This window comes from Amycolatopsis sp. NPDC058986, assembly GCF_042741125.1.
Lineage (GTDB): Bacteria > Actinomycetota > Actinomycetes > Mycobacteriales > Pseudonocardiaceae > Amycolatopsis.
This window is the reverse complement of record NZ_JBHYJW010000023.1, coordinates 42,251-68,053: the sequence shown is the minus strand read 5'-3', so window position 1 is coordinate 68,053 and position 25,803 is coordinate 42,251. Positions and strand designations below refer to the sequence as shown.

The 25,803-nt window shown below is 67.8% G+C and carries 23 protein-coding genes and 1 pseudogene; 14 read left to right on the top strand and 10 right to left on the bottom strand.

What is annotated here, in order from left to right; all coding sequences use genetic code 11:
- Window positions 1-3: 3 nt before the first annotated feature.
- Together ACFW0G_RS21245 and ACFW0G_RS21240 are read left to right on the top strand one after the other, a co-directional pair.
- Window positions 4-1,077: a serine hydrolase domain-containing protein gene (locus tag ACFW0G_RS21245; RefSeq protein ID WP_378327064.1), complete on the top strand. Its 1,074-nt coding sequence runs from the start codon at window positions 4-6 to the stop codon at window positions 1,075-1,077.
- 33 nt (window positions 1,078-1,110) lie between these two features.
- Window positions 1,111-1,704, top strand: coding sequence for a GNAT family N-acetyltransferase (locus ACFW0G_RS21240; RefSeq protein WP_378327063.1), 594 nt, complete (start codon window positions 1,111-1,113; stop codon window positions 1,702-1,704).
- A gap of 12 nt (window positions 1,705-1,716) precedes the next feature.
- On the opposite strand, the gene ACFW0G_RS21235 is transcribed toward ACFW0G_RS21240, so the two are convergent.
- Both ACFW0G_RS21235 and ACFW0G_RS21230 read right to left on the bottom strand, forming a co-directional pair.
- Window positions 1,717-2,910, bottom strand: a complete 1,194-nt coding sequence (locus ACFW0G_RS21235; RefSeq protein ID WP_378327062.1) for an amidohydrolase family protein — start codon at window positions 2,908-2,910, stop codon at window positions 1,717-1,719.
- A 171-nt stretch (window positions 2,911-3,081) separates the two neighbouring features.
- Window positions 3,082-4,155, bottom strand: a complete 1,074-nt coding sequence (locus tag ACFW0G_RS21230; protein WP_378327061.1) for a hypothetical protein — start codon at window positions 4,153-4,155, stop codon at window positions 3,082-3,084.
- Window positions 4,156-4,386: 231 nt separating this feature from the next.
- Between ACFW0G_RS21230 and ACFW0G_RS21225 the strand changes: the two genes are divergently transcribed.
- The 3 genes from ACFW0G_RS21225 (at window position 4,387) to ACFW0G_RS21215 (ending at window position 6,358) form a co-directional block, all read left to right on the top strand.
- Window positions 4,387-4,665, top strand: coding sequence for a type II toxin-antitoxin system Phd/YefM family antitoxin (locus ACFW0G_RS21225; protein WP_378327060.1), 279 nt, complete (start codon window positions 4,387-4,389; stop codon window positions 4,663-4,665).
- Window positions 4,658-5,062, top strand: coding sequence for a type II toxin-antitoxin system VapC family toxin (locus ACFW0G_RS21220; protein WP_378327059.1), 405 nt, complete (start codon window positions 4,658-4,660; stop codon window positions 5,060-5,062). The genes ACFW0G_RS21225 and ACFW0G_RS21220 overlap by 8 nt, the downstream gene beginning before the upstream one ends.
- A 510-nt stretch (window positions 5,063-5,572) precedes the next feature.
- Window positions 5,573-6,358 carry a Tn7 transposase TnsA N-terminal domain-containing protein gene (locus ACFW0G_RS21215; RefSeq protein WP_378327058.1) on the top strand — a complete coding sequence of 262 codons (786 nt, stop codon included), beginning with the start codon at window positions 5,573-5,575 and terminating at the stop codon, window positions 6,356-6,358.
- A 52-nt stretch (window positions 6,359-6,410) separates the two neighbouring features.
- On the opposite strand, the pseudogene ACFW0G_RS21210 reads toward ACFW0G_RS21215, so the two are convergent.
- Window positions 6,411-6,602: pseudogene (locus ACFW0G_RS21210) on the bottom strand (MBL fold metallo-hydrolase); the annotation flags it as partial.
- A gap of 184 nt (window positions 6,603-6,786) precedes the next feature.
- On the opposite strand from ACFW0G_RS21210, the gene ACFW0G_RS21205 reads away from it, so the two are divergent.
- Both ACFW0G_RS21205 and ACFW0G_RS21200 read left to right on the top strand, forming a co-directional pair.
- A complete protein-coding gene (locus ACFW0G_RS21205) occupies window positions 6,787-7,986 on the top strand; it encodes an ATP-binding protein (protein WP_378327057.1) in 1,200 nt (399 codons plus the stop codon).
- Between the two features lie 282 nt (window positions 7,987-8,268).
- Window positions 8,269-9,270 (top strand): hypothetical protein, encoded by a 1,002-nt coding sequence (locus tag ACFW0G_RS21200; RefSeq protein ID WP_378327056.1) that lies wholly within the window; start codon window positions 8,269-8,271, stop codon window positions 9,268-9,270.
- Window positions 9,271-9,320: 50 nt separating this feature from the next.
- Here the strand turns inward: ACFW0G_RS21200 and ACFW0G_RS21195 are convergent, their stop codons facing one another.
- Complete coding sequence (locus ACFW0G_RS21195) at window positions 9,321-9,998, bottom strand: MBL fold metallo-hydrolase (RefSeq protein WP_378327055.1); 678 nt, start codon at window positions 9,996-9,998, stop codon at window positions 9,321-9,323.
- A gap of 427 nt (window positions 9,999-10,425) precedes the next feature.
- Between ACFW0G_RS21195 and uvrA the strand changes: the two genes are divergently transcribed.
- Window positions 10,426-13,281 (top strand): excinuclease ABC subunit UvrA, encoded by a 2,856-nt coding sequence (gene uvrA, locus ACFW0G_RS21190; RefSeq protein WP_378327054.1) that lies wholly within the window; start codon window positions 10,426-10,428, stop codon window positions 13,279-13,281.
- 16 nt (window positions 13,282-13,297) lie between these two features.
- Here the strand turns inward: uvrA and ACFW0G_RS21185 are convergent, their stop codons facing one another.
- The gene (locus tag ACFW0G_RS21185; RefSeq protein ID WP_378327053.1) at window positions 13,298-13,972 is read right to left on the bottom strand and encodes a fibronectin type III domain-containing protein; all 675 of its coding nucleotides are present in this window, start codon (window positions 13,970-13,972) and stop codon (window positions 13,298-13,300) included.
- A 216-nt stretch (window positions 13,973-14,188) separates the two neighbouring features.
- Window positions 14,189-15,508, bottom strand: a complete 1,320-nt coding sequence (locus tag ACFW0G_RS21180) for a hypothetical protein (RefSeq protein WP_378327052.1) — start codon at window positions 15,506-15,508, stop codon at window positions 14,189-14,191.
- Between the two features lie 649 nt (window positions 15,509-16,157).
- On the opposite strand from ACFW0G_RS21180, the gene ACFW0G_RS21175 reads away from it, so the two are divergent.
- The 3 genes from ACFW0G_RS21175 to ACFW0G_RS21165 are packed head-to-tail and all read left to right on the top strand — an operon-like array spanning window position 16,158 to window position 17,917.
- Window positions 16,158-16,709, top strand: a complete 552-nt coding sequence (locus ACFW0G_RS21175; protein ID WP_378327121.1) for a sigma-70 family RNA polymerase sigma factor — start codon at window positions 16,158-16,160, stop codon at window positions 16,707-16,709.
- Entirely contained in the window at window positions 16,706-17,449 is a 744-nt protein-coding gene (locus tag ACFW0G_RS21170; protein WP_378327051.1) for an anti-sigma factor, read from the top strand. The genes ACFW0G_RS21175 and ACFW0G_RS21170 overlap by 4 nt, the downstream gene beginning before the upstream one ends.
- 3 nt (window positions 17,450-17,452) lie before the next feature.
- Window positions 17,453-17,917 carry an SRPBCC family protein gene (locus tag ACFW0G_RS21165; RefSeq protein WP_378327050.1) on the top strand — a complete coding sequence of 155 codons (465 nt, stop codon included), beginning with the start codon at window positions 17,453-17,455 and terminating at the stop codon, window positions 17,915-17,917.
- Here the strand turns inward: ACFW0G_RS21165 and ACFW0G_RS21160 are convergent.
- Window positions 17,881-19,329: a DHA2 family efflux MFS transporter permease subunit gene (locus ACFW0G_RS21160; protein ID WP_378327049.1), complete on the bottom strand. Its 1,449-nt coding sequence runs from the start codon at window positions 19,327-19,329 to the stop codon at window positions 17,881-17,883. The genes ACFW0G_RS21165 and ACFW0G_RS21160 overlap by 37 nt on opposite strands.
- A 103-nt stretch (window positions 19,330-19,432) precedes the next feature.
- Here ACFW0G_RS21160 and ACFW0G_RS21155 point away from each other — a divergent pair, with 103 nt between their 5' ends.
- On the top strand, window positions 19,433-19,834 hold the full coding sequence (locus ACFW0G_RS21155; protein WP_378327048.1) for a winged helix-turn-helix transcriptional regulator: 402 nt from the start codon (window positions 19,433-19,435) through the stop codon (window positions 19,832-19,834).
- An 84-nt stretch (window positions 19,835-19,918) separates the two neighbouring features.
- Here the strand turns inward: ACFW0G_RS21155 and ACFW0G_RS21150 are convergent, their stop codons facing one another.
- Window positions 19,919-21,283, bottom strand: coding sequence for a cation:dicarboxylate symporter family transporter (locus ACFW0G_RS21150; RefSeq protein ID WP_378327047.1), 1,365 nt, complete (start codon window positions 21,281-21,283; stop codon window positions 19,919-19,921).
- Between the two features lie 228 nt (window positions 21,284-21,511).
- Between ACFW0G_RS21150 and ACFW0G_RS21145 the strand changes: the two genes are divergently transcribed.
- Window positions 21,512-23,080, top strand: a complete 1,569-nt coding sequence (locus ACFW0G_RS21145) for an ATP-binding protein (RefSeq protein WP_378327046.1) — start codon at window positions 21,512-21,514, stop codon at window positions 23,078-23,080.
- A complete protein-coding gene (locus ACFW0G_RS21140) occupies window positions 23,077-23,739 on the top strand; it encodes a response regulator (RefSeq protein ID WP_378327045.1) in 663 nt (220 codons plus the stop codon). The genes ACFW0G_RS21145 and ACFW0G_RS21140 overlap by 4 nt, the downstream gene beginning before the upstream one ends.
- A gap of 41 nt (window positions 23,740-23,780) precedes the next feature.
- On the opposite strand, the gene ACFW0G_RS21135 is transcribed toward ACFW0G_RS21140, so the two are convergent.
- Both ACFW0G_RS21135 and ACFW0G_RS21130 read right to left on the bottom strand, forming a co-directional pair.
- A complete protein-coding gene (locus tag ACFW0G_RS21135) occupies window positions 23,781-24,710 on the bottom strand; it encodes an RICIN domain-containing protein (RefSeq protein ID WP_378327044.1) in 930 nt (309 codons plus the stop codon).
- A 229-nt stretch (window positions 24,711-24,939) separates the two neighbouring features.
- The gene (locus ACFW0G_RS21130) at window positions 24,940-25,767 is read right to left on the bottom strand and encodes a hydrolase (RefSeq protein ID WP_378327043.1); all 828 of its coding nucleotides are present in this window, start codon (window positions 25,765-25,767) and stop codon (window positions 24,940-24,942) included.
- Window positions 25,768-25,803 lie beyond the last annotated feature (36 nt).

Here is a 25,803-nt window from a genome sequence, read left to right as displayed (position 1 = left end):
CCGGTGAGTGGCGCGGAACGTTCGTCCGAGCGGGCGGGCGCTTCGGCCCGCGAGGTTCTCGATCTCATCGACGCCCGCGGTTCGGTCGCCCAGATTTGCTTGCTGCACAAGGGAAAAGTCGTCCTCGACCACGCCTTCGGCTGCGCCGCGGACACGTCTTTCCTGCTTTTCTCCGCGGGTAAGCCGCTGGTGGCCATGCTCGTCCACCTGCTTGCCGAGCGAGGACAGCTCGCGCTCGACGATCCGATGGCGCGGTACTGGCCCGAATTCGGGCAGCGTGGCAAGGACACCGTCACGATCCGGCAGGTGCTGCAACACCGGTCGGGTGTCCCGTACGCGCGCAGCGTCCACGGGGACGCGCTCGTCGCGACGAACTGGCGACGCTCGGTCCAGGCTCTCGAACGCGCGCATCCGACGTGGCGACCCGGCGAGGTCCCCGCTTATCACGTGCTGAGCTACGGATTCCTGCTGGGCGAGCTGATCCGCCGCGTCACCGGTACCGAAGTACGCGAGGTGATGCGCTCGGAACTGCTTGACCCGCTCGGACTGTCCGACACCCACCTCGGCACCCCGCCTTCCTTGTGGGCACAGCACATTCCGGTGACCTCGCGTGGCTTCGACGGGAGACTTCGCGGCCTGGTGTTCAATCGCCGATCCGTCCGCGAGGCCGTTATTCCCGCCGCGACGGTGTCCAGCACCGCTCGTGATCTGGCTCGCTTCTACCAGTTGCTGCTCTCCGGTGGTGAACTCGACGGCGTCCGCGTTTTCGCTTCGGCCACCATTGCCGGGGCTCGCCAGCCGTCCAGCGACGGCGAGGTCGACCGGGTGCTGCGGCTGCCCATCCGGTGGTCCCAAGCCTTCCAGCTCGGTGGTCCCGACGCGACCCGCCCACGTCCGATGGGCCGTCGGAGCGGATGGAAGACGTTCGGCCACAACGGTTCCCATTGTTGCCTCGCCTGGGCCGACCCGGAGCGTCAGCTGGTGTTCGCCTATCTGACGAACCGGCTGCCGAGCGTCCGGGAAGGTTCGCGGCACCAGACGGAGGTCAGCGACGCGGTCCTCGCCGCCTTCGGCTGAGCCGTGTCCGGTGTGTCGGTAGCATCGCGTCCGATGATCGACACTCGAATCCGCCCGGGTGAACCCGGCGATATCGACGCCGCCGCAGACGTGCTGGCCGCGGCGTTCGCGGACTACGCGTGGACCAGGCACACCGTCTCGGCCGACGATCACCTCCGCCGGGTGCGGGAACTCCAGCGGTTGTTCGTCGAACGCATCGGTCTGCCGCACGGCCGGGTGTGGGTGGCGGACGGGCCGGACGGGGTGCTCGCCGCCGCGGTCTGGACCACGCCGGAGTCGACCGGCGCCGGCGCGGCGTTCGCCGAACTGGCCGAGCTGATGCCGGAACTGGCAGGTGACCGGGCCTTCGCCGCGGCGTCCGCTGAGAAAGCGCTGGCCCCGCACCGGCCTGAGGAGCCGGTGTGGTTCCTCGCCACGGTCGGCGTCCACCCGGGACATCAGGGCAGGGGACTGGGACGCGCGATCGTCGAACCCGGCCTCGCGGCCGCGGATTCCGCTGGTGTGGCGGCGTTCCTGGAGACCTCCGAGCGCGCGAACATCGCGTTTTACCGCAAGCTCGGATTCGAAGTGACCGCCGAGGTCGAGCTACCGGACAGTGGCCCGACGACGTGGGCCCTCCGACGCTGACGAACCTGGCCTTCAGTTCGCGGCGGGTGCCGGTACACCTCCGCGCCATACGCGTTGGACCGAGAGCGTGTCGTCGATGGTGACGGTCGGGTCGCCGGTGACCAACGTGAGGTCAGCTCGGAGCCCGGGCTCGATCCGGCCACGGTCGTCAAGGCCGAACCGGCGAGCCGGAACCGAGGTCGCCGTCCGCAGCGCCTCCAGCGGAGTGAAGCCTCCTGACACCAGGAGCCGCAATTCGCCATGAAGGCTGGCGCCGTGGGCCATTCCCGGCGCGCCGAGATGGGCGGCGTCCGTGCCCGCGAGAATGTCGACGCCTGCTCGTCGCAGCGCTGCGAGCGCCTCCAGCGCGTAGCCGAAGTTTTCGGGCGGACTCGTTGCGATCGCGCCGGACAGGTTGTCGAGCCAAATCGGCGTCAGCTTGGGGCGGACCCGTGGATCCCTCGCGAGCTCGGCACCGGCTGGCTCGCCGGTGATCGAGGCGATCACCGTCAGCGTGGGAATCACGAAGATGCCCGCGGCGGCGATCTTCTCGATCAGTTCGTCGTCATGAGGCCGATCGAAGAAGAGATGAGTGAGCCCGTCGACGCCCGCGTCGACGACCTGATGGGCCGTCTCGATGGTCATCGCGTGCGCGAGGACCATCTTGTCGCGGGCGTGGGCCGCGCGAACGGTAGCCGCGACCAGTTCGGGCGCGAGCCGGGGCAGGGCCGAGCCGAACAGGTGGCCATCCTCCACCAGCACCTTGAGGTAGTCGGCGCCCTCGAGAATCCTGGCTTCGACGAACGCCGGGACCTCCGCCACGCGCGTGGCTGTCGGCCACGGTGGGTCCCCTTCTCTTTGTCGGAGCTGATGCGGATGCCCGTCCGCGGGCGTGAGCCCGATGGACGGCGACCGTACGTCGGCGAGGTCGCTCGACTCGGCGACCTGGCGGCGCAGCGGGTTCATGCGCTCCGGGATCGAGAGCATGTCGAGCTCGGTGGTGATCCCGAACGTCAGGGCCTGACGGAGTGACTCCGCGTCGGTATGCGTGTGAGCGTCGATCAGGCCGGGCAACAGCGTGGCACCGGTGCCATCGATCAGTTCGACTCCCTCGGGACGTCTGCCCGCGACGCTCGCGATCCTGCCGTCCGCGACTTCGACGTCGACGATCCCGAGCGAGTCCGCACCATTGAAAACGCGCGCGCCAGTAATGACGAAGTGATGCACGGCGGAGTCCTCCCGGTGGCGGTTACCATTGGTGACCACAAACCGTATGTGCCCATGATCGGGCTGCCAAGAAGGCACCTTTCCGACAGGTAGTGATTCCCAGGTGACCAGGTGCGGCGACCTTGGTCCGGTGCGCCTCTGATGTGTGAAGCGTTCCCCAACGACATTGGCTCAGAGATCGGCCGCGGTTCTGCGAGACACGTGTTCGAGGTGATGTGATGTGGCCATGGCGAGCCATCGGGACACCGACCCAGCAGTTCGCCCGCCGCTACGCCGGCACTGTGTCAACTCGCGGTCGCCCCACGAGTAGTCCGGTCCGGCGAAATCGTCCCGCTCAACTAGTTCCTCGACTAGATCAGCGAACAAATCGGCAGCTGCGTCGCCTTTCTCCTGCTTGCGGCGCAAGATGACTGTCCTTCGCGGCACTGTGTAGCAAAGGTAGGGAAAAGGGTTCCGAGCGTTGCCGCCGGATGCGGACGGAGTTGGGTTCGTCACGCCATAATCACCGTAGTTGACTTCGCAGGCGCTGCCCTGCTGAATTTCGTTCCACAGAGTTACCTCCGGCCGGTCGCGCACGGTCGTCGCGTAGGTGGTTCGAGTGGCGGGGATTGATCCAGCTAGAAGTGTGGTCGACCCAGGGCCGAGAAGATCCAACAGCGTTGTAGCGGCTTCTGCTATCGCTGCTACATAGTGGCTGCGTATGGTGTCTATGAATCCGATGTCGAGGACTGTGTGGAAGCTTTCGGGCTGGGTTCCTGTCAACCGCATAATCGCTCGGATGCGCTCGCCAAGTTCCCGTGCTGACCTACTTGGGTGGCGGATCCGGATGACAAGGTCGCGATCTTTGTGCTCGATCAGAAGCCGAATCCTGTGTAGCTCATCGTTCGATGCGTCGACTGAGGCGACCGGGACCAGTGCGGCAAGGTCGGGGGCGAGGAGCCCATAGGTATCCGTCACCGCGGATTCGATGATGTTATCGAGGTACTCGAACACCCCTCCCGGTTGCTGTGCGAGAGGGCTCCCGGATGCTAGCCATGTCGTGTCTAACCACAAGGTCTGACCGAATTCTGCGGCGTTCACCGCCGCGCGGACGAGAGCGGGCAGTAATTTGCCGCTGGGCTTCACTGAATCGAGTAATTCGACCATCACGCGCACATGGGTGTCGTGTCGAGTGTAGTAGTTGCTGAGGGCGTCAAGTTCGCCGAGTTTGCATTTGACGGCTACGAGTGGACGAACGGGGTGCATTCGCCTTCCCTCCCCGTGGACGGCGTTATGGCTCGAACTTCTCAGTGTTGAGCACTGTCGAGCTCAAGGCTGTCCCCTGTGCAGGTGGTTGGCGGCAAACCTATGAGTGATAACGGTGATGCTTAGAGTAGTGAAGTTCGTGTCCGGCTGGAGGACGAGGTCGAGCGCGATCGTGGGTGGATGAGCGGGGCGGGTGTAGCTCAACGGGCTACGTGTGGCTACGCTGGTGCGGTGAAGGTGATCACTCAGCGGGAGTTCCGCAACAACTCTGCTGCCGTCATGGACGCTGTCGAGGCAGGCGAGACCTACCACGTCACTCGCAACGGCGTCGAGGTGGCTGAGTTGCGGCCGATACCGCGCAGGCGTCGCCTTACTGCTGAGGAGTTGGTGGAGCGACATCGAAGGTTGCCTACGGTCGAGGCTGCTCAGATGCGGCGGGAAGCCGATGAGTTCTTCGGCGCCGACGATCGCGTGGATTCCGACGATGTGTGGGAGCGGTCTCGTGACTGAGCGTCATGAGGCAGGTGTGCTCGACACCTGCACTTACATTGACCTCGGTCTGCTCGATCCCGCGGCATTGCCCAAGATTCCGGAACTCACCGTTGTCACCGTGGCTGAGCTGCACCAAGGTGTGGCGATGGCAAAGGATGCCGCCGTTCGTGCGGCGCGTACCGAGAAACTCGGTGCCGCGATCGCCGACTTCGCGCCGTTGCCGTTCGACAGTGAGGCGGCTGCCCGTTATGGAACGCTGGTCGCGCTGGTTCTCGCGGCGAACCGGGGTCCGCGGCCTCGGCGGATGGATCTGATGATCGCCGCCATCGCATCGTCGCGAGAGTTGCCGCTGTATACCCGGAACGAAGCCGACTTCAAAGGGCTGGACAGCATGATCGAGGTCATCGCCATCTGAGCGATCTGTCGTTCGTCCGAAGATGCAACTGCGCTGGGAGCCGCTGATACGTGATGACGGCATGGCGTACCGGCCACCCGGTAGGGTGAAATCCCTGCAGTGTGTTTCCGGTCTATCGAGGTGGAGCAGGGCTTGCCAAGTATCAGCTGGGTGGGTGTCCAGGCGCGGGATCAGGATTGCATCCTGGGCATCCGGGAGCTCGTTACAACAGCGGTCGACGAGATTGCGTCTGCGAGCCATTCCGATGTCCTCGCTCGAAGGTTGGGGCTGAGCGGGGAAGAGCCCCAGACGCAGAAGGCGATTGGTGGCATCCGTGGAGTGAGCTCGTCGGAGATATCGCGGCTCCAAGGCAACGCATTGCGGCGTTTACGGGGTCGAGCTCGTCGAAAAAGTGATCATGTGCACGATGCCTTCGTGTGTCTGGTCGCAGAGTCGGCGGCAGCGGGCGTAGGGCTAGCAGAATGCCTGGTCGCCATCTCTGTGGCAGCGTTTCCGGGTGCGGAGCCCCGCATGGTCTGTGAGCTGATCGCAGTTCTGGCCGGTGTCTACCTCGGGCGCGGCGCGGACGACCTGTCGTCTGCGGTGGGAGGCGCGCTCGCCTCCTTGCGGCAGAATCTCGTCGCTGAGGTCAAGGCGGCCGGTTTCGCCGAACGGGCTACCCGACGCTGGGCCGCCATCCTCGACGACGTCGAGTGGCCGGAAACCTTGGCGGAGATTGCACCAGACCGGTCGGACTTTTCGCCACTTCGTGAAGTGAATCCGCGCCCTGGCTCCACTGAATGGGAGTCGGCCAAGGTCGGCCGCAAGGTCGCTTGCGAATCAGTCAACGAGATGTACATGGTCCGTACTCTGAGCTATGCCGCTAATGTTGAGTGGTTTTGCGAGCAACCCGTGGCCATTGAATACTTCTTGGACGGCAGGGTGCGCACTTACTACCCGGATCTGTTGGTGTGGCTTGACGATGGGCGATGTGTTCTTGTAGAGGTCAAAGGGCTGCCTGACATGGCCAGTTGGATCAATCAGGAAAAGGCCGAAGCTGCCCGAAAATACTGTGCCCGGCGTGGGTGGGGTTTTATCGTGACCGATGGAACGCGGACATTGCGGCAGTTCATGCGGCGAGAGGTGTCTGAAGAGGTTGCAACCCTGTTCAAAAATGCCTTGTCAGGAGGCGTCGTGAGCTGGCCTCAGATCCAAGCCATGCGTGCGAGAGCAGATTTTACCAGTGTTGATGTCTCGGTTCTTGCACTGCGCGAGAAATGGCGACTGACTTACCCGTATCGGCTGGCCTTTCGATAAGGCTGCCAGTAGTCAGGGGGGTAAAGTAACCACACCCCTGACTACTGGTGACTCACCAGCCGCGTTCGCGCCACTCCGTGAGCTTGGGCCGTTCGGCGCCGAGCGTGGAGTCGTCGCCGTGGCCGGGGTAGAACCACGTGTCGTCCGGGAGCGCATCGAACAGCCGCTCCGAAACGTCGTTCAGCAGCGAGGTGAAGTTCTCCGGCGTCCCCGTCTTACCCACGCCGCTCGGGAACAGTGAATCACAACAGCGGTGAACATGTCAGCGACTCGGCGGCGTCAGGCGTGTCGCGATCTGTCGACTATTGGTGGCGCGTTTTGCTGGTTAGCAGGTCCGCGTTCTGTCGGCTAGGCTGTGGTTGTGACGGGTCTGGTACGGCGCAACCACAGCGCCCAGGGTAACTGAACTGCTCTCCTCGTTTCGTGTCGTGTTGCTGGGCGGGGCGCGGCAGACGGGGAAGACCACGCTGGTGCGAGACCTGCTCGACCTGCCAGGGCATGCCTGGTTCAGCTTTGACGACGAGGGCGTGCTGGCTCGGGCATCGGATGACCCTGTCGGGTTCGTCGAGGCCTTGCCGCGGCCGGCGGCGATCGATGAGTTCCAGCGAGCGGGACGAGGGTTTCTTCTCGCCGTGAAGCAGGCGGCTGATCGAGACCGCATGCGAGGGCAGTTGTTGTTGACCGGGTCAACCAACTATCTGGCTGACCGAGGTTTGTCGGAGACGCTCGCGGGCCGCGCCGGTCGGCTGTCGCTTTGGCCGCTGTCCATGGGCGAGCGGCTCGGAGTGCGAGAGACGTTCCTGGACCTCCTGTTCGAGCCGGCAAGCTGGCCTGGAAAGACCGAAGCCTTGCCCCGCGCAGACCTGGTGCGGACGCTGCTGGAAGGTGGCTATCCCGAGATCGTCACCGAGGGCTTGGCCGGACGGCAGCGCCGGAACTGGTTCGAGGCGTATGTGCATGATGTCGTCTCGCGGGAGGCACTTCGTCCCATCGCAGAGGTTCGCCTGGAGACGGAGCTGCGTCGGCTGCTGCGGCTCTTGGCCGCTCGCACAGGTCAGGAACTTGTTGTCTCGGGCATCGCGGGTGACGCCGAAGTCGGTCGTGAGACGGCATCGAACTACGTCACGCTGCTCGAAGCCCTCCATCTGGTGACATTGCTGCCCGCATGGTCTACCAACATCACCAACAGGGCGAAGCGACGGCCCAAGGTTGTGGTTGTGGACACCGGGCTCGCAGCCGATCTCTGCGGCCTCGGCGAGCAAACGTTCGCTCCGGCGGCAGATGGCACGGCGGCAGGCGCGTTGTTTGAGACATTTGTCATCACAGAGGTCCTCAAGCAGGCGACCTGGAGCGAGCGAAGCGTGGACCTGTCCTACTTTCGCGATCGCGATGGAGCCGAGGTGGATCTGATCGCGGAAGATCGACGGACCGGCGAGCTGGCTGGACTGGAGATCAAGTTGACCAGCACGCCGACGGCTCGGCACGCCAAACATCTGATGATGCTGCGGGACAAGCTGGGGAGCCGATTCACCACCGGTCTGGTCGTTCATACCGGTTCCCAGACCTTGCCGTTGGGGGACCGCATCTGGGCGGTTCCCGTCTCCGCGCTATGGCGATCGGACAGCTGACAACCTCGTGCTCAGCGGGGGTGGCTGGGTTCGTGTACGCAGGGAGGCTGGTGCGCCTTCGGTGTCGAGCGACTCGCCGAACACACGGTGATGATTGCCGACCTGGCAGGATTCTCTGTACTGTGGCGCTGATGCAAGGAGTTCGGGATCGGACCTGAACCACCGCTGACTCTCTTCTGAGGCATGGAGCGTTGGACAGTGCCTGCGCTCGGCCTCGTCCACTGAACTTCCTTGTCTGTTGCCGACTCCGCCCGCCGCGGCGTCGGCTGAAGGGGTACACCCATGACCATCTACTCTCAGCATGCCAATCGTGGAAAAGTCCAGATCCTGGCCACTTACCATGGGCTGGCTGGCGTCGTGTCCTCCACTGTTACAAGCGTTGATGACACGGCGCTCGCCGCGCCGATCGTCGACGTACTGAACCGGGTCTCCGCTTGCGCCACGGTGCCGGTCAGCGATTGGGACGAGCGAGGTGGAGAATTCCGCCACTACCCGGCGCGTCACCTGGCCGCATTGACCGATCGAAATGCCCGGCCGGACCTTATCGAGGGGGCGCACAGCCTTTGGTACGAGCAGGCCATGCTGCTCCTGCACCGCGCCCTGACAGACCTGGACACCGCGGTTGCTGCTGTGCCGGAACCCGTTAAAACCGCGATCAGTGCGGAGTTGGAAACCGAGGCTCGCGCACTTCGAGACGAGCTGGCCGAGTTCACCGAGGCAGTCGAGCCACCGGATCCGGAGAAGCGCCGTGTCTGGGACTTCCATTCTCCGTTCGTGGCCCTCGATGTGTCGGTCTCCGAGTTGGATAAGGAGAATCGCGACAACCTGAACAGCCTCGAAGAGGGGCTGGGCCAGGCTGAACTTGAGCAAGCTGTTGCGGACCTACGCTTGCTTTTTGACGCTTACCTGCAGTGTGCCAACGATGAAGCTCGGTTGCTCATCGATGGGTTCGAGATCAGTGATGATCCGTACGACGAAGACGAGGACCGGTACTTCCTCAATGTCCAGGCGCCGATGCCGAACGGCAAGTGGGCAAGGACGGAATGGAACATTGAGATATGTCGATGGGTTCCGGACGGTCCGCGAACCGAGGACAGCGACAGTGCGACCGGAAAGTCAGTACTAGACTGTGCTCGGTCAGAACCGCCGAAGCTCTCGGAGATCATCGAACTGCTGAACCGTAGCGGTGGGCAATCCGATGTACTCGCCGCCTGGGCGAAAACCGCTGTTGGGGAAGCGCTCGCTGGCACAGCTTTCATCGTGACAAAACGATACGAGGACTGAAGGCCGGGTGGGGCCGCCGCAGACATTGAGCGGTCCCACCCGTCAAAGATTCACCAGCCGCGTTCGCGCCATTCGGTGAGCTTGGGCCGTTCGGCGCCGAGCGTGGAGTCGTCGCCGTGGCCGGGGTAGAACCACGTGTCGTCCGGGAGCGCGTCGAACAGCCGCTCCGAAACGTCGTTCAGCAGCGAGGTGAAGTTCTCCGGCGTCCCCGTCTTGCCCACGCCGCCCGGGAACAGGGAGTCGCCGGTGAACAGGTGCGGGTGGCCGGACGGGTCGCGGTACAGGAGAGCGATCGAGCCGGGGGTGTGGCCGCGGAGGTGGATGACCTCCAGGGTGACCTGACCCACCTTGAGTGTGTCCCCGTGCTCGACCAGGAAGTCCGGCGGGACCGGCAGGGGGTCGGCGTCGAGGGGGTGGGCGGCGGTGTTCGCGCCGTTGGCGCCGGCGACCGCGCCGAGGGCCTGCCAATGGTCCTGGTGCTGGTGGGTGGTCACGACCGTGCGCAGCGCGGGACGGTCGGGGCCGTGGCCGATCAGGTCGGAGATCCGCTCGGGGTCGTTCGCGGCGTCGATCAGCAGGGCTTCGTTCTGCGCGCGGCACACGAGCAGATACGCGTTGTTGTCCATCGGGCCGACGGACAGCTTCGTGATGGTCAGCGCGTCCAGGGTGCGGCGGGCGGCGTCCCCGCCCGGCTCGACGTGCCCGGTGTAGGTCTCGACGATGTTCACCTTTCCCACCGTAGTCGTGGCGCTGCGGGGCGTTCCACCCACGCGGGCGCTTCCCCGGCGGGACAGGCGGCTCAGGCGGGTCACCCATCGGGGTGTTTCGCCGCGTCGGCCGGGTAACCCGGAACGTGCCCCGGTCGTCGGGTGACGCGCAGGCATCTCGTATCGTCTTTATCCGGTGCATCAGGTAGTGACTTGCGTCCGGCCCGCGCGTTGCCGAACTGGGGCCGCTCACCATGCTCGTCGAACGACCGGCCCACCGGTTGCTCACCCCGTCGCCGGAAACCTCCGGAGCCGCCGTCGCGACCCCGCCGAGGGAGACGGCGCCGGTTTTTGTCGGTGGTGCGTCCTAGCATGGGACGCGGCCGCCCGTGTAGCTCGAACCGGGGTCGGCCCCCGCAGCTGACCAGCAAGATTGAAGGGACCTGGCGTGGCTGATCGCCTCGTTGTTCGCGGCGCCCGCGAGCACAACCTCCGCGGTGTGGATCTGGATCTGCCCCGCGACAGCCTGATCGTGTTCACCGGCCTGTCCGGGTCCGGCAAGTCGAGCCTCGCGTTCGACACCATCTTCGCCGAGGGGCAGCGTCGCTACGTCGAGTCGCTGTCCGCCTACGCCCGGCAGTTCCTCGGGCAGATGGACAAGCCGGACGTCGACTTCATCGAGGGCCTTTCGCCCGCGGTGTCGATCGACCAGAAGTCGACCTCGCGCAACCCCCGTTCGACCGTCGGCACGATCACCGAGGTGTACGACTACCTCCGGCTGCTGTACGCGCGGGCGGGCAAGGCGCACTGCCCGAAGTGTGGCGAGGCGATCAGCAAGCAGACCCCGCAGCAGATCGTCGACCAGGTGCTCGCGATGGAGGACGGCACCCGCTTCCAGGTGATCGCCCCGGTCGTGCGCGGGCGCAAGGGCGAGTACGTCGACCTGTTCGAGAACCTGCAGCAGCAGGGCTACGCGCGCGTGGTCGTCGACGGCACGGTGCACCCGCTCACCGACCCGCCGAAGCTCAAGAAACAAGAGAAGCACCAGATCGGCGTCGTGATCGACCGGCTCACCGTGAAGTCGAGCTCGCGGCAGCGGCTCACCGACTCGGTGGAGACGGCGCTGCGGCTGGCCGACGGGCTGGTCGAGCTGGAGTTCGTCGACCTGCCGGAGCACGACGCGCACCGCATCCGCGGGTTCTCCGAGAACCTCGCCTGCCCCAACGGGCACCCGCTGGCCATCGAGGACCTCGAACCGCGATCGTTCTCCTTCAACTCGCCCTACGGCGCCTGTCCCGAGTGCACCGGGATCGGTGTGCGCAAGGAGGTCGACCCCGAGCTGGTCGTCCCCGACGACGAGCTGTCGCTGGCCGAGGGCGCCATCGCGCCGTGGGCGGGCGGGCAGTCCGCGGACTACTTCGTCCGGCTGCTCGAATCGCTGTCGGAGACCATCGGCTTCCGGATGGACACACCGTGGCGCAAGTTGCCCGCCCGCGCGCAGAAGGCGGTGCTGCACGGCGTCGACGAGCAGGTCCACGTCCGCTACAAGAACCGTTACGGCCGCCAGCGGTCGTACTACGCGAACTTCGAGGGCGTGATCCCGTTCCTGGAACGCCGCCAGGAGCAGACCGAGTCCGAGTACATGCGCGAGCGGTACGAGGGCTACATGCGCGAGGTCCCGTGCCCGGCCTGTCAGGGCACCCGGCTCAAGCCGGAGATCCTCGCGGTCACCCTCGAGCACCAGACCCAGGGCGATCGCTCCATCGCCGAGGTGTGCGCGCTGTCCATCGCGGAGGCCTCGGAGTTCCTCGACGAACTGGTGCTCGGCCAGCGCGAGGCGATGATCGCGGGCGCGGTCCTCAAGGAGATCCAGGCGCGCCTGCGCTTCCTGCTCGACGTCGGGCTCAACTACCTCTCGCTGGACAGGGCTTCGGCCACACTCTCCGGCGGCGAGGCACAGCGCATCCGGCTCGCCACCCAGATCGGCTCGGGTCTCGTCGGCGTGCTCTACGTGCTCGACGAGCCGTCGATCGGGCTGCACCAGCGGGACAACCACCGGCTGATCGAGACGCTGACCCGGCTGCGCGACCTCGGCAACACGCTGATCGTGGTCGAGCACGACGAGGACACCATCCGCGCCAGCGACTGGGTGGTCGACATCGGCCCCGGCGCCGGCGAGCACGGCGGTCACATCGTCCACAGTGGACCGTTCAAGAAGCTGTTGCGGGCCAAGGGATCGCTCACCGGGGACTACCTGTCCGGCCGCAGGGTGATCGACGTGCCGGGCATCCGGCGCCCGGTCGACAAGAAGCGCCAGCTGACCGTGGTCGGCGCGCGCGAGCACAACCTGCGCGGGCTGGACGTGTCGTTCCCGCTCGGCTGCCTGGTCTCGGTCACCGGGGTGTCCGGGTCGGGGAAGTCGACGCTGGTCAACGACATCCTCGCGACCGTGCTGGCCAACAAGCTCAACGGCGCGCGGCAGGTGCCGGGGCGGCACACCCGGGTCAACGGACTGGCCAATGTGGACAAGCTCGTGCGGGTGGACCAGTCGCCGATCGGGCGGACGCCGCGGTCCAACCCTGCCACCTACACCGGGGTCTGGGACCACGTGCGCAAGCTGTTCGCCGCGACCACCGAGGCGAAGGTGCGCGGCTACCAGCAGGGCCGGTTCTCCTTCAACGTCAAGGGCGGCCGGTGCGAGGCCTGCGCCGGTGACGGCACGATCAAGATCGAGATGAACTTCCTGCCGGACGTCTACGTCCCGTGCGAGGTGTGCAAGGGCGCGCGGTACAACCGCGAGACGCTGGAAGTGCACTACAAGGGCAAGACCGTCTCGGACGTGCTGGACATGCCGATCGAGGAGGCCGCCGAGTTCTTCGAGCCGATCAAGGCGATCCACCGGCACCTGAAGACGCTCGTCGACGTCGGGCTCGGCTACGTCCGGCTGGGCCAGCCCGCGCCGACGCTGTCCGGCGGCGAGGCGCAGCGCGTCAAGCTCGCCAGCGAGCTGCAGAAGCGGTCCACCGGCAAGACGGTCTACATCCTCGACGAGCCGACCACCGGTCTGCACTTCGAGGACATCAGCAAGCTGATCGGCGTGATCAACGGGCTGGTGGACAAGGGGAACACGGTGATCGTCATCGAGCACAACCTCGACGTCATCAAGACCTCGGACTGGATCATCGACATGGGCCCGGAGGGCGGGTCCGGCGGTGGCACCGTCGTCGCAGAGGGGACGCCGGAACAGGTCGCCGACATCGAGGAGAGCTACACCGGCGAGTTCCTTCGCCACGTTCTCGCGTAGACCCCGTCTGGCGTAGTCACCGTTGTGCGCCGGTGGTCTGATGGGCCAGCGGTGACGGCGGTCCGGTGAAGAAGGCACGCACGCGGTAGGCGGCGCCTTCCTCGCCGGGCAACGTCGACAGCTCGCACGACGTCGTGTTCGCGCCGGTCACCTCGACCGGCGCGAACATCGCCGTGCCCGGTTTCCGTTGCTCCAGAAGGAAACCCTCCTCGTCGGTGGTCCGGTCGGCCCAGGTGAACTTGAGCGTGCCGTCGGCCTCGCGCGCCGAGTGCAAGCCCACCGGGGCCGCGGCGTCGCCGGGAGTGCGCACCGGCACCGGAGCACCAGCGGGTGGCGGGGCGGCAGGCTGCGTGCCGTCCGCCAGGGGAGCCGAGGCGGGGCCGAAGAACGGCCGTATCCGGTAGTAGAACGACGTCTGCGGCAGCAGATCCGGGTGTGTGTAGGTCGTCAGGTGTGGTGGCAGGTACTGCAGGGTGGTGTACGGCCCGTTCGGGTCCGTGGCGAATTCGAGCATGGTGCCCGCGGCGGCGGGATCGTCCGGCCAGCGCAGCACGATGTCCAGCGGGGTGGTCAGCGTCGCGGTGAGCCCGGCCGCGGATTCCCGCCGAGGGGCGGGCGCGGGAGCCGCACACCCGGCCGCCGCCAGGTACGCGGCGAGCAGCACGAGCAAGCGCCGGGGTTTTTCGGGCACAGCGGACCTCGGCTTTCTCCAAGGCGGCGGTGCCCGCCCGCGGTGGGCCGGCCGGGGGCAGCTTAGGAACGCGGTGCGAAGATCGGCAAGGGTTCCGTCCCGATCATCGGGATGCCCCGGCGTCGTGTGGCGCGGGTGCCCGGAAAGCTCGTGCCCGGCCGGAAAACCGGCCGGGCACGAACCGTCATCGGCTGGTCGGCCGACCAGCCCCGCGAGTCACTTACCCGCCACTGCCGAGGCGGCGTCGTGCTGCCGAAGCGCAAGGTCCTCGGCCAGGTGGTCCCGGACAGTGGCGTCGCCCGTGCGCTGGAGCCCGGCGGCCCGCAGGGTGTTGACGCAACCGGGCACATCGGCGACGGCGTAGCAGTTGTCGGGCCGGTTGCCGCTCACCACCGCCCCGTTGGCCAGCGTGACGTGGGCGCTCAGCGTGTAGATACCGCCGCCGCTGGCGGCGAGCGGGTAGGCGCCCGCGCCGGGGTCGCCCGCGCTGTTGTCGGTGACCGCGCCGCCGTCGAGGGTGAGGGTGTCGTAGAAGACGCCGAATCCGCCGCCGCTACCGCCGTAGCCTGCCCAGCCCGCGTATCCACCGGGCCCCGCAACGCCGCCGTCGCCGCCGCGGCCCGCGCGGTTGGCGGTGATCTTGGTGTCGGTGATGGCCGGGTTCAGTGGCTGACCCTGATTGGCGGAGATGAACACCCCGGCGCCCGTACCGCCGCTGCCGCCGTCTCCGGCCCCACCGCCGTCGGGACCTCCGGCACCACCCTTGGCACCGTCCGCGGCGCTGTTGCCGGTGATGCTGCTGCCGGTGATGCGCAGGACGCTGCCGCTGGTGCCCTCGACGCCGCCGCCGAAACCACCCGAGCCGCCCCGGCCACCGGGCTCCTTGCCCGTGCCGTTGCCGCCCCTGCCGCCCGCGCCGGTGATGTTGCCGGTGATCAGGCTGTTGGTGACGGTCAGTGGCACCGAGGTGCTGCTGTAGGACGAGACGCCACCGCCGAATCCGCCCAGGCCACCGCGCCCGGCGTGGGTGGTGGCTGTGGCGTCGGCGCCGGGAGCGCCGGCCCCGGCGGTGTTGCCGGTGAGCACGCTGTTGGTGAGTGTCAACGGGCCCCAGTTCTCGATACCGCCGCCGCTCCCGCCCGGTTTTCCTTCCCCGTAGGAGTCGGTGCCGACGCCGTCGGGGGCGTGGCCGCCGGTGAGTGTGATTTCGTTGAGCGTCAGGTCGCCCCAGTTGGAGATGAGCCGGAACTGGGGCGCGTCCTGCGCCCTGGCGATCGTGGCGTGGTTGCCGTTGATGGTGAGCTTTCCCCGGATGGCGGGCAACCCGGCAACCCACGTGGCGTCGGCGGGGGTGGTGAGGGTGTAGACGCAGTTCGGCGCCAGGGACAAGGTGTCCGGGTCGGCGGAGGCGTTCGCCGCGATGACCTCCCGGATCAATGCCGCCGGATCACAGGGAACGTCGATGTCGGCGGCGTAGGCGCTCGGGGCGCCCAGAGTGAGCGTTCCGAGCGCGGTCAGTGCCACCGTGGCGGGCACGGCTGCTCTTGTTCCAGGTCTTCTGCGGTGCTGCATCGCGGAACCTTTCAGGTTGTGGGTTCGGAGACGAGTACCGGCGGGCTCGTGACGGCGCCGCGGATTCGGCGTCGCCGGTCCGCGGGCGGTTTTCGGATTGGCTGCGTTTGCCCGGCGGGTACCTATTACCGGTAGCCGGGACAACGGAAATCCCCCATCGTGAGCACACCCTCCCTCGGCAAATATTAGGAGGAAAAGATCTCGTCCTCGTCTACTGTGATGCACATCACAGTGAATGTCTTGTCGGCTAACCCTTCTGGCTCAACGAGGCGACTTCTGATTGTTTATGGAATGTTCGGACAATGTGCGGTGAATATGTATTCGGCCAATTTCCCGGGGCGAGGTGATTTGTGTGTTCGGGATGGCCGCACTGCTATCGCGTCACGTCGGCGCGACTCACCGCGCTGTCACGCCGGGCCACGGATGGGCGACATCCGGCGCCGTTTTGAACCGCTGGGCGCGCTCGGCCGTGTGCAGGGTATCGAGCACAGTGAGGAAGGACGGTCAGCCGATGAGCAGCGTGGCCGTGCTGGGCCTGCCCAGGAACTCACCCCGGGGCGGGCGGCTTGCAGTACTGTCCACGCCGACCCAGAACGCCGTCGGAAGGACCAGGGTGGCCATCGGAGGCTGGCGGCCCAAGAGGGCCAAGGGTGAGGACCTCATCCGGCAGCTCTACGCCGAACACGGCCGGAGCCTGCTGGCGTACGCGACGAGGCTGACCGGCGATCGCGCCGCGGCCGAGGACATCGTCCAGGAGACGCTGGTCCGCGCCTGGAAACACGCCGACGATCTGCAGAACGACGGCAAGGGCTCGGTCCGCGGCTGGTTGCTGACGGTGGCCCGCAACCTGGTCACCGACCGGGCGCGGGCGCGCGCGGCCCGGCCACAGGAAGTGGCCGAACCGGCCTCGGGTGTTCCGTTGCTCGCGGTGGAACGCGACCACGCGCAGGGGGTCGTCGACTCGATGGCGGTGCTCGGCGCGATGGACGGGCTGACCACCGAACACCGGGAAGTCCTCGTCGAGCTCTACTACCGGGGCCGGACGATGACCGAAGCGGCGAAGGTCCTCGGGATCGCGCCCGGTACCGTCAAGTCCAGGTCCTACTACGCGTTGCGTGCCCTCCGTGCCGCGATGTCGAGCGGGGGAAGGGAGGCAGCGCGATGAACAACGCGATGGAACAGGATCACGCGCTGCTCGGCGCGTACTCCCTCGGCGCGCTGGACCCGGCCGAGGCGGCCGAGTTCGAACGGCGGCATCTGGCGATCTGCGGGCAGTGCCGGCACGAACTCGGTGAGCTGACAGCGCTTCGTCGCGTCCTCGATGACGTGCCACCCGAAGCGTTCCTCGACGGCCCGCCCGAGGGAGGCGACCTGCTGCTGCAACGTGCCCTGCACCGGGCGCGGGCCGAAGAAGCCGATGCCGCTTCGCAGCCCTACCAGCCGCGACGCAAGCCTCGGGTGCTGGTCGCCGCCGCGGTCGTCCTGCTCGCCGTGGTCACGCTCGGCGCCGGTTGGGTGATCGGCAGGCAGACCGCGGCGCCGGTAGCCGAACCGACGCCCACGCCGCCGACCTCCACACCCCAGGGACCGGCACCGCGCCAGCTGCCGCCCACCACCGACCCGGTCACGAAGGCGAGTCTCGACGCGAAGGTGTTCCCGTTCGCGGGCTGGGTCAAGGTGCAGGTCCAGGTCCAGGGCATCCCGGCGGGGGAGCGGTGCCAGCTGCAGGTGGTGGCGAAGGACGGCCGTCGTATCGCCGCGGGGAGCTGGCAGGTTTCGGCGAAGTGGGAGCACGAAGGCTTCACACTCGACGGTTCCGCGCTGGTCGCGCCGGACGACGTGGCCTCGGTGGACATCGTCACGATGAACGGGCGGAAGCTGGTTTCGGCCCCGGCCACGGCGTGACCGATGTTCGCGCGCTACCGCTTCCGCAGCACCTGGCTCCTCCCGGCCGTGGCGCCCGAGCGCGTGTTCGGCGCGGTGGTCGATCTGGAGTCCTACCCGCGATGGTGGGCCGATGTCCGCTCGGTCCGGCAGCTCGACGAGGACACCGCCGAACTCGTCTGCCGATCCCGGCTGCCGTTCCGGCTCGTCGTCCGGATGCACCGGGATCAGCAGGACGAGCGGGCGGGCCGGGTCCGGGTCCGGCTCAGCGGTGACCTCGAGGGTGTCCTCACCGGGACGATCGGTCCCGTGCGCGAGGGCACCCGCCTGGAGATCGCGCAGGACGTCCTGGCGCGCAAACCGTTGCTGCGCAAGCTGGACACGGTGGCCCGGCCGGTCTTCCGCGTGAACCACGCGCTGATGATGCGGCGGGGCCACCGCGGCCTGCTGGGTTACCTGGCCTCGCCGGCGGCCGAAAGTTCCGGCTGAACCACCGGGCGCGGCTTCCGCGTCGCCAGGACGAGTGCCGCGGCCAGCACCGCCGCCGCGAGGAACCCGGCGCTCAGCCCGTAGGCCAGCCGGTACCCGCTCGCCAGCGCTTCGCGGATCTCCGCGCCCGCCGCGACCAGCCCGTCGGCGCGGGCCGCCGCGGCGGTGGCCAGCACGGCGGTGCCGATGGCGGCCCCGACCTGCTGGGTCGTGTTGATCAGCCCGGAGGCGACGCCGGAGTCCTCCGGGGCGGCCCCGGACATCGCGAGCCCCATCAGCGCCGGGATGGCGACCCCGCCGCCGGTGCCCATCAGGACCAGCGCGGGCAGCACGTCGACGACGTAGTGGCCGTCGGCGGGAACCCTGGCCAGCAGGAGCATCGCCACGATGATCACGCCGATCCCGGTGATCAGCATCGCGCGGGGGCCGAAGCGCGCGCTGAGCCGGTCGGCGAAGCCGAGCGAGCCGATCGCGATCATCACCGGCGCGGGCAGGAAGGCGAACCCGGTGCCGAGCGCGTCGAGCCCGAGCACCTTCTGCAGGTACAGCGCGGTGACGAACTGGAAGCCGAGCAGCCCGGACACCATCAGGACCATCACGAGGTTCGCGCCGGTGACGGCGCGGACGCGGAAGAGCCGCAGCGGCAGCAGCGGAGTACGCGCTTTCGCTTGCCGCAGCACGAAACCGGCCAGCAGGAGCACCGCCGCGGCGAACGAGCCGGACGTGCGGACGTCGCCGATGCCGCGTTCGCCCGCCTGGATGATCGCGAACACGAGCAGCATCACGCCGCCGGTCACCAGCACCGCGCCGAGCGCGTCGATCCCGGCGCGCAGCCCGGTGCCGCGGTCCGGTTCGATCACCCACAGCGCGAGCACCAGCGCGGCGATCCCGATCGGCAGGTTGACGTAGAACGTCCAGTGCCAGTTCAGCGCCTGGGTGAGCGCGCCACCCGCGATGAGGCCGAGCGACGCGCCCGCCGCCTGCGTGAAGCTGTAGACGCCGATCGCCTTCGCCCGTGCCCGCGGCTCGGGGTACATCGTCACGATCATGCCCAGCACCACGGCGGACGCGAGTGCGCCGCCGACTCCCTGCGCGAACCGGGACACCACGAGCACGGACGCGTCGGCCGAGACGCCCGCCGCCAGCGAGGCCACGGTGAACAGCGTCAGTCCGCCGAGGAACACCCGGCGCCGTCCGACGAGGTCGCCGAGCCTGCCGGACAGCAGGAGCAGGCCGCCGAACGCGACGAGGTAGGCGTTGACCACCCAGGCCAGCCCGGCCGGGCCGAAGCCGAGTTCGGCCTGGATGGCCGGGAGTGCCACGGCGACGATGCTGCTGTCGAGCACCACCATCAGCGACGCGGCGCTCAGCACGGCGAGCGCGAGCCCCCGAGAGCGGTTGGCTTCGGACATTTCTGGTCCCTCCAGTACGTTTCCCCAGGTCGTGCACAGGGCACGACTTGTTACGGTGCACATCATGTGTGACCATGGGGCGGCGCCGTAAGGAGGCACTTTCATGTCCCAGAGGAACATCGCTGTACCCGACCAGGCAGCGGGGCTGGACCCCGGGAAAATGGATGCCTGCACTGTGCTCGAGGTCATCAACCGGGTCAGTGGCAAGTGGGCGATCGGCATCCTGCTGGAGGCGACCCGCGGTCCGGTCCGCTTCACCGAACTGGAACGGTCCGTCGAGGGGATCAGCCGCCGGATGCTGACGCTGACCCTGCGCAATCTGGAGCGGGACGGCCTGCTCGCGCGCACGGTGTATCCGACGGTCCCGCCGAAGGTCGAGTACGAGGCGACGCCGATGGCGAAGGAGCTCTACGAGAGCTTGAGCGGGCTGGTGGGCTGGGCCGAGCGGTACCGCGAGGCGATCGCCGAAGCCCGCGTCACCTACGACGGTCACGCGGGCTGCTGACACCGGACGCGCAGAAATGTGCCGTGGTGCGAGCACGGGGGAGGGGCGCTCGTACCACGGCACATTTCCGGCCGCACGCGGGTGTTACGTCAGCGCGGCCTTCTTCTCCTGCTCGCCGCCGTTCCCCGGTGCGGGTTCGTGCTCGTCGAGCAGGGTGGCTTCGTCGAACGGTTCCTGGCCCGTGAACACGCGCCGGGCCTGGTCGCGGTCGAACTCCTTGGTCCACGATCCGATGAGGACGGTCGCGACGGCGTTGCCCGCGAAGTTGGTGAGCGCGCGGGCTTCGGACATGAAGCGGTCGATGCCGAGGATGAACCCGACGCCGTCGACCAGCTCCGGCCGGTGCGACTGGAGACCGCCGGCGAGCGTGGCGATGCCGGCGCCGCTGACGCCCGCCGCGCCCTTCGACGCGATGATCATGAACAGCAGCAAGGTGATCTGCTCGCCGAGGGCAAGGGGTTTGTCCTGCGCGGTCGCGATGAACAGCGTCGCCATGGTCAGGTAGATCGCGGTGCCGTCGAGGTTGAACGAGTACCCGGTGGGCACCGTGATGCCGACGACCGGCTTGCTGACCCCGAGGTGTTCCATCTTCGCGATCAGCCTCGGCAGCGCCGACTCCGAGGACGACGTCGACAGGATCAGCAGGAACTCCCGCGCCAGGTACCGCAGCAGCGAGAAGACGTTGACCCGCGCCCCGATCCACAGCACCGCGCCGAGCACGCCGAAGACGAACACCAGGCAGGTCAGGTAGAAGCCCAGCATGATCACCAGCAGGCTGCGCAGCGCGCTCCAGCCGGTTTCCCCGACCACCGCGGCGATCGCGCCGAACGCGCCGATCGGGGCCGCCCACATGATCATCGCCAGGATCCGGAACACCAGCCGCTGGATGTGCTCGATCCCGCGCCGGATCGGCTCGCCCTTGCTGCCCAGCTTCTGGACCGCGAACCCGGTCAGTAGCGCGACCAGCAGCGTCTGCAGCACCTGTCCCGAGGTGAACGCCGTGCCGAAACTGGCCGGGATGATGCCGAGGAGGAAGTCGACGCCGCCCTCCCCGCCGGTGGCCTGTTTGTGCGCGCTCTGGACGGCGGCCGGAGTGAGGTGCAGCCCGGTGCCCGGGTGCAGCATGTTGCCCACGATCAGGCCGATGGCCAGCGCGAACGTCGACATGACCACGAAGTAGACGAGCGCCATCAGGCCGACCTTGCCGACCTTCGCGGCCTTGGCGACCGAGCCGATGCCGAGCACGATGGTGCAGAAGATGATCGGCGAGATCATCATCTTGATCAGGTTCACGAACCCGGTGCCCAGCGGCTTGAGCCCCTTGGCGAAACCCGGGAACAGGAAGCCGACGGCGATGCCGAGGAGCACCGCGACGATGACCGCCAGGTACAGGTAATGCGTCTTGTCCCGGCCGCGCGGCTTCGCGTCGGGGGTCGGTGGTGTCGGCACCGTTGCCTCCAGCTCATGGTGTTCGAATCGCCGGTCACTATGCGTTGATCGTATGAGCTGGGTCACGGTTGTGTTCATTGAGTTCGTACGACGATCGGGTGACCGACCCGGGGAGACGGTAACGTAAGCACCGCACCGCGGATGCCCGCCGGGACGGCCTGCCGGGATGGCGTGTGCTGGGATGTGCGCGTGCCCTCGACGTCGCGACCCCGGCCGAACAGGTGGAGCATGGCCCGCCAGCTGCTCGTGCTGCAACTGGCCGTGCTGCTGGTCCTGGTCGCCACCGGGATCACCTTCGCGGTCCTCGACGCGCAGCGGGCCACCCGGCAGCGGGCACGGGACCAGACCAGCTCGGTGGCGTTCACGCTGGCCGACTCCACGAGTGTCCTTTCCGCACTGTCCACACCGGACCCGAGCGCGGTGCTGGAACCGTTGTCCCTCCAGGTGCAGCGGGACACCCAGGTCGACTTCATCACGATCATGACCCCGGACGGGATCCGCTACACGCATCCCAATCCCGAACTCATCGGCGGTCACTTCCGCGGCTCCATCGACCAGGCCCGCCAGGGCGGCGTCGTGCAGGAGGTCTACGCCGGTTCGCTGGGACCGTCGGTGCGCACGGTGGTGCCGGTGTTCGACCAGGGCCGCCGGGTCGTCGCGCTGGTGGCGGTCGGGATCACCATCTCGGCGATCTCCGCCGAACTGCGGGAGCGGCTGGTGCCGCTGTTCGCGGTGGCCGGTGCCGTTCTGGCGGTCGGCGCGCTCGGCGGGTGGCTCATCAGCACCCGGCTGCGGCGTCAGACGCGCGGGATCGCGCCGGACGCGCTGAGTAACCTGTTCGAGTACCACGAGGCCGTCCTCCACGCTGTGCGCGAGGGCGTGCTGCTGGTCGGCCGCGACGGCCGGGTCCGGCTGTGCAACGACGGCGCGCGTGCCCTGCTGGGCCTGTCCGCCGATCCGACCGGACGCGGGCTGGACGAGCTCGAGTTGTCCCCGAGCCTGACGGCGGCCCTCACCTCGGTCGAGGCGCTCACCGACGAACTCCACGTCACCGATACCCGGGTGCTGGTGGTCAGCACGACGCCGGTGAGCGCGAGCGGCCGGGCGCAGGGCACTGTCGTGTTGCTGCGCGACCACACCGAACTGCAAGCGCTTACCGGCGAACTCACCGCGGTCCGGGAACTCACCGAGGCGTTGCGCTCGCAGGCCCACGAGGCGGCGAACCGGCTGCACACGGTGGTGTCGCTGGTCGAGATCGGGAAACCCGAGCAGGCCGTGGAGTTCGCGACCGCGGAACTGGCGCTGGCGCAGGAACTCACGGACCGCGTGATGGGCGCGGTGGCCGAGCCGGTGCTTGCCGCCCTGCTGCTGGGAAAAGCCGCCGAGGCGAGCGAACGTGGTGTCGAGTTCACCATCACGCCGGACACCGTCATCGACGACACGGATTCCGGGATCGCGCCCCGCGACCTGGTCACCATCCTCGGGAACCTGATCGACAACGGGATCGAAGCGGCCGCCACCCACGCTTCGGGAGTACGTCCCGCGGTGGTCGTCACCGCGCGGTCGGAGGCGGAGGGGATGCTGCTGCGTGTGGTCGACAATGGTCCAGGGGTCCCGGAGGACGCCGCGGAGGAGATGTTCCGGCGCGGCTGGTCGACGAAGGCGGGGGAGGGGCACGGGCTCGGGCTCGCGCTGGTGGGACAGGCGATCCGCCGCTACGGCGGGACGGTCGGGATCAGCCGGGAGGGCGGCGCGGCGTTCACCGTGCGGCTGCCCCGGCAGGAGGGCGGGGCATGATCCGGGTACTCGTGGTCGAGGACGAACCGGTCGCGGCCGAGGCGCACCGGGTGTACGTCGAACGGCTCGCCGGGTTCACCGTCGCGGGCGTCGTGCATTCCGGCGGCGACGCGCTGCGCTTCTGCGAGCGCGAGCCGGTCGACCTGGTACTGCTGGATTTCTACCTGCCGGACACGCACGGCCTCGCGGTGTGCCGGTCGCTGCGCGCGGCAGGCCTGCCGATCGACGTCATCGCGGTCACCTCCGCCCGCGACCTCGCGCTGGTCAAGGCGGCGGTGTCCGTCGGTGTGGTGCAGTATCTGCTCAAACCGTTCACTTTCGCTTCACTGCGGGAAAAGCTCGAACGGTACGCCGAATTCCACGAAGCCTCCGGCGAGGTGACCGGTCAGGCGGAGATCGACCGCGCGCTGGGTTCCCTGCGCGCCAGCGAACATCCCGCGCTGCCGAAGGGGATGAGCGCGCAGACACTGGACGCGATCACCTCGGCACTCGGCCAGGCCTCCGACGGGCTTTCCGCCGGTGCCGCCGCGAGCGCCATCGGCGCCTCCCGCGTCACCGCGCGGCGTTATCTGGAATACCTGGCGGACAACGGGCTCGCCTCGCGCGAACCCCGGTACGGCCAGGTCGGCCGCCCCGAGGTCTGGTATCACCTCAGATAGGGCGTGGCCGCCGGAGGACTTCCGGCGGCCACGGACCGCTGTCAGCGTTTCGGCAGCGGTGGGTTGAGATTCACCGTGAACTGGAGCCACTGCACGGTGGCCCCGTTGGCGGGTGCGGTCGGCATCCGCCACTCTTGGCAGGTGTCCCCGCCGAGCCGGTCCCAGATCATCAGGATCGTGCCCGCGCGCGTCGAGCAGCCCTGGTCCAGCACCTTGCCGGGGTTGCGCACCGCGAACTTGTAGACGCCGCTGCCCATGCCCTGCGGTTCGACCGTCCACTTCTGACAGTCACCGTTGACCTTGTCGTACATCGTCACCGGATTTCCGTTGTCGACACGGCAGCCGGTGTTGTCCAGGACCTGGCCGGAATGCTTGGCCTGGAACTGGTAATAGCCGTCGCCGGTGCCCCAGGGGAAGAACTTCTGGCAGTCCGCGCCGTTCGCGGGCCACTGCTGGACCCGGGTGCCGTTGCCCACGCCGCAGGCCGCGACGTCGGCCATCTGGCCGCTGTACACCGACTGCAGATTGACCCACGCGTCGTCGGCGAGCGCGTTTTCCGCGTCGAACGTGGTGGCGCGGAACCGATAGGTGTGACCCTGCTGCAACAGTCCGGCGGGGACCGTCCACTGCGCGATGGAACCGGACGGCACATTCCATACCCAGTTGTCCGCGATCATCGTGTCGCGGTCGTAGACGTAGAAGACCGCGGTGAGCGGTCCGCCGTCCGGATCGGTCGGTCGGAACGTCAGCGTCGGGGTCAGCGTGCGGGTGTAGGTCACGCCGTCGGTGTCGACGCGGTCGGAGATGTTGTGTCCCGACGCCGGATCCGGTACCGAATTGGCGGCGGGCGCGGCCTGCGCGGGAACCGCGCCCGCCGCCGTGGCAGCGAAGATCGCAGCCGCGGCGAGCAGCAGTCCCGTTCTTCGCCCCGTGCTGGATCTCTTGGTGTGTAAGGGAATTGTGGGCAGCATGCAAGAACCCCCGAATACGGTTGCGGTGGAATACGCGTCCGGGCAAGGGGTTCCGGCCGGGCACCCCACGCCCGCCACGCGTCGAACATCGGGGTAACGCACGCCACGACCGGGAGGTTGCCGCCCGAACGGCCGAATTTCGGGGCGTCGGCGCCGACCTGTGCTGAAGGACGCTTTCAGTGCACCGAACGCTCTGAAGGCGTCCTTCAGCGGCTTCGATCTCGCGCGTTCAGGTCAGGTGGTCGAACTCCCCGCTCGCCCACCGGATGTGGCTTTCCGCGGCACGGTGCACGACCCGCTTGGCGTCGCTGCCGATGCCGTCGCCGCCGAGCGTGTAGAGCCGGTCGTACTCCCAGGCGTCGAGCCGATCGACGATCCGGCGCACCACGGCGGGGGAGAGCGGCACGAGCTTGGGGAAGTTCCGGGTGAACGAGACCCACGCCGGATGCTTCGGGACGCCGCTGATCGAGTCGCCGACCAGCAGCGTGCCGTCGCTCGTGCGCGCGATCGAACTGCCCCGCATATGCCCGCCGACCTGGATCAGCTCGAGCCCGGGCAGCGGTTCCGCGTGCTCCTTCCAGTACTTGATCACCGGGTCGGGGCGGGGCACCCATTCCTCGTCGTCGGCGTTGACCAGTACGGGCACGCGCCCGAACTCGTGGCTCCACGCGACCTGCGCGGCGAACATGTGCGGATGACTCGTCGCGATCACGGCGACCCCGCCGAGTTCGCGCACCAGGCCGAGCACCTGGTCGTCGAGGTACGCGGGCGGGTCCCAGAGCAGATTGCCGTGCGGGGTCTGCACGAGGAAGGACCAGTGACCGATGGCGAACCGCGGTTCGCGCCGCAGGCTGTGCAGGCCGCGGCCATGGGAGCGATGCACGGTTTCGTGCGGTTGTGCGGCCAGTTCCTCGTGCGTCACCCAGTGCTGCCCGTGCGGGCCGAGGTCGCCTCGTTCCTCGATGGTCACCTCGCCCCGGTCGAAAACACAGCGCGGTGGCGGCTCCGGGGATTCCGGGTGTTCCAGGCCGCAGCCGTCGCAGATCCAAGTACTCATCCGGCCATGATCGAACCTCCAGCGCACTGGAGGTCA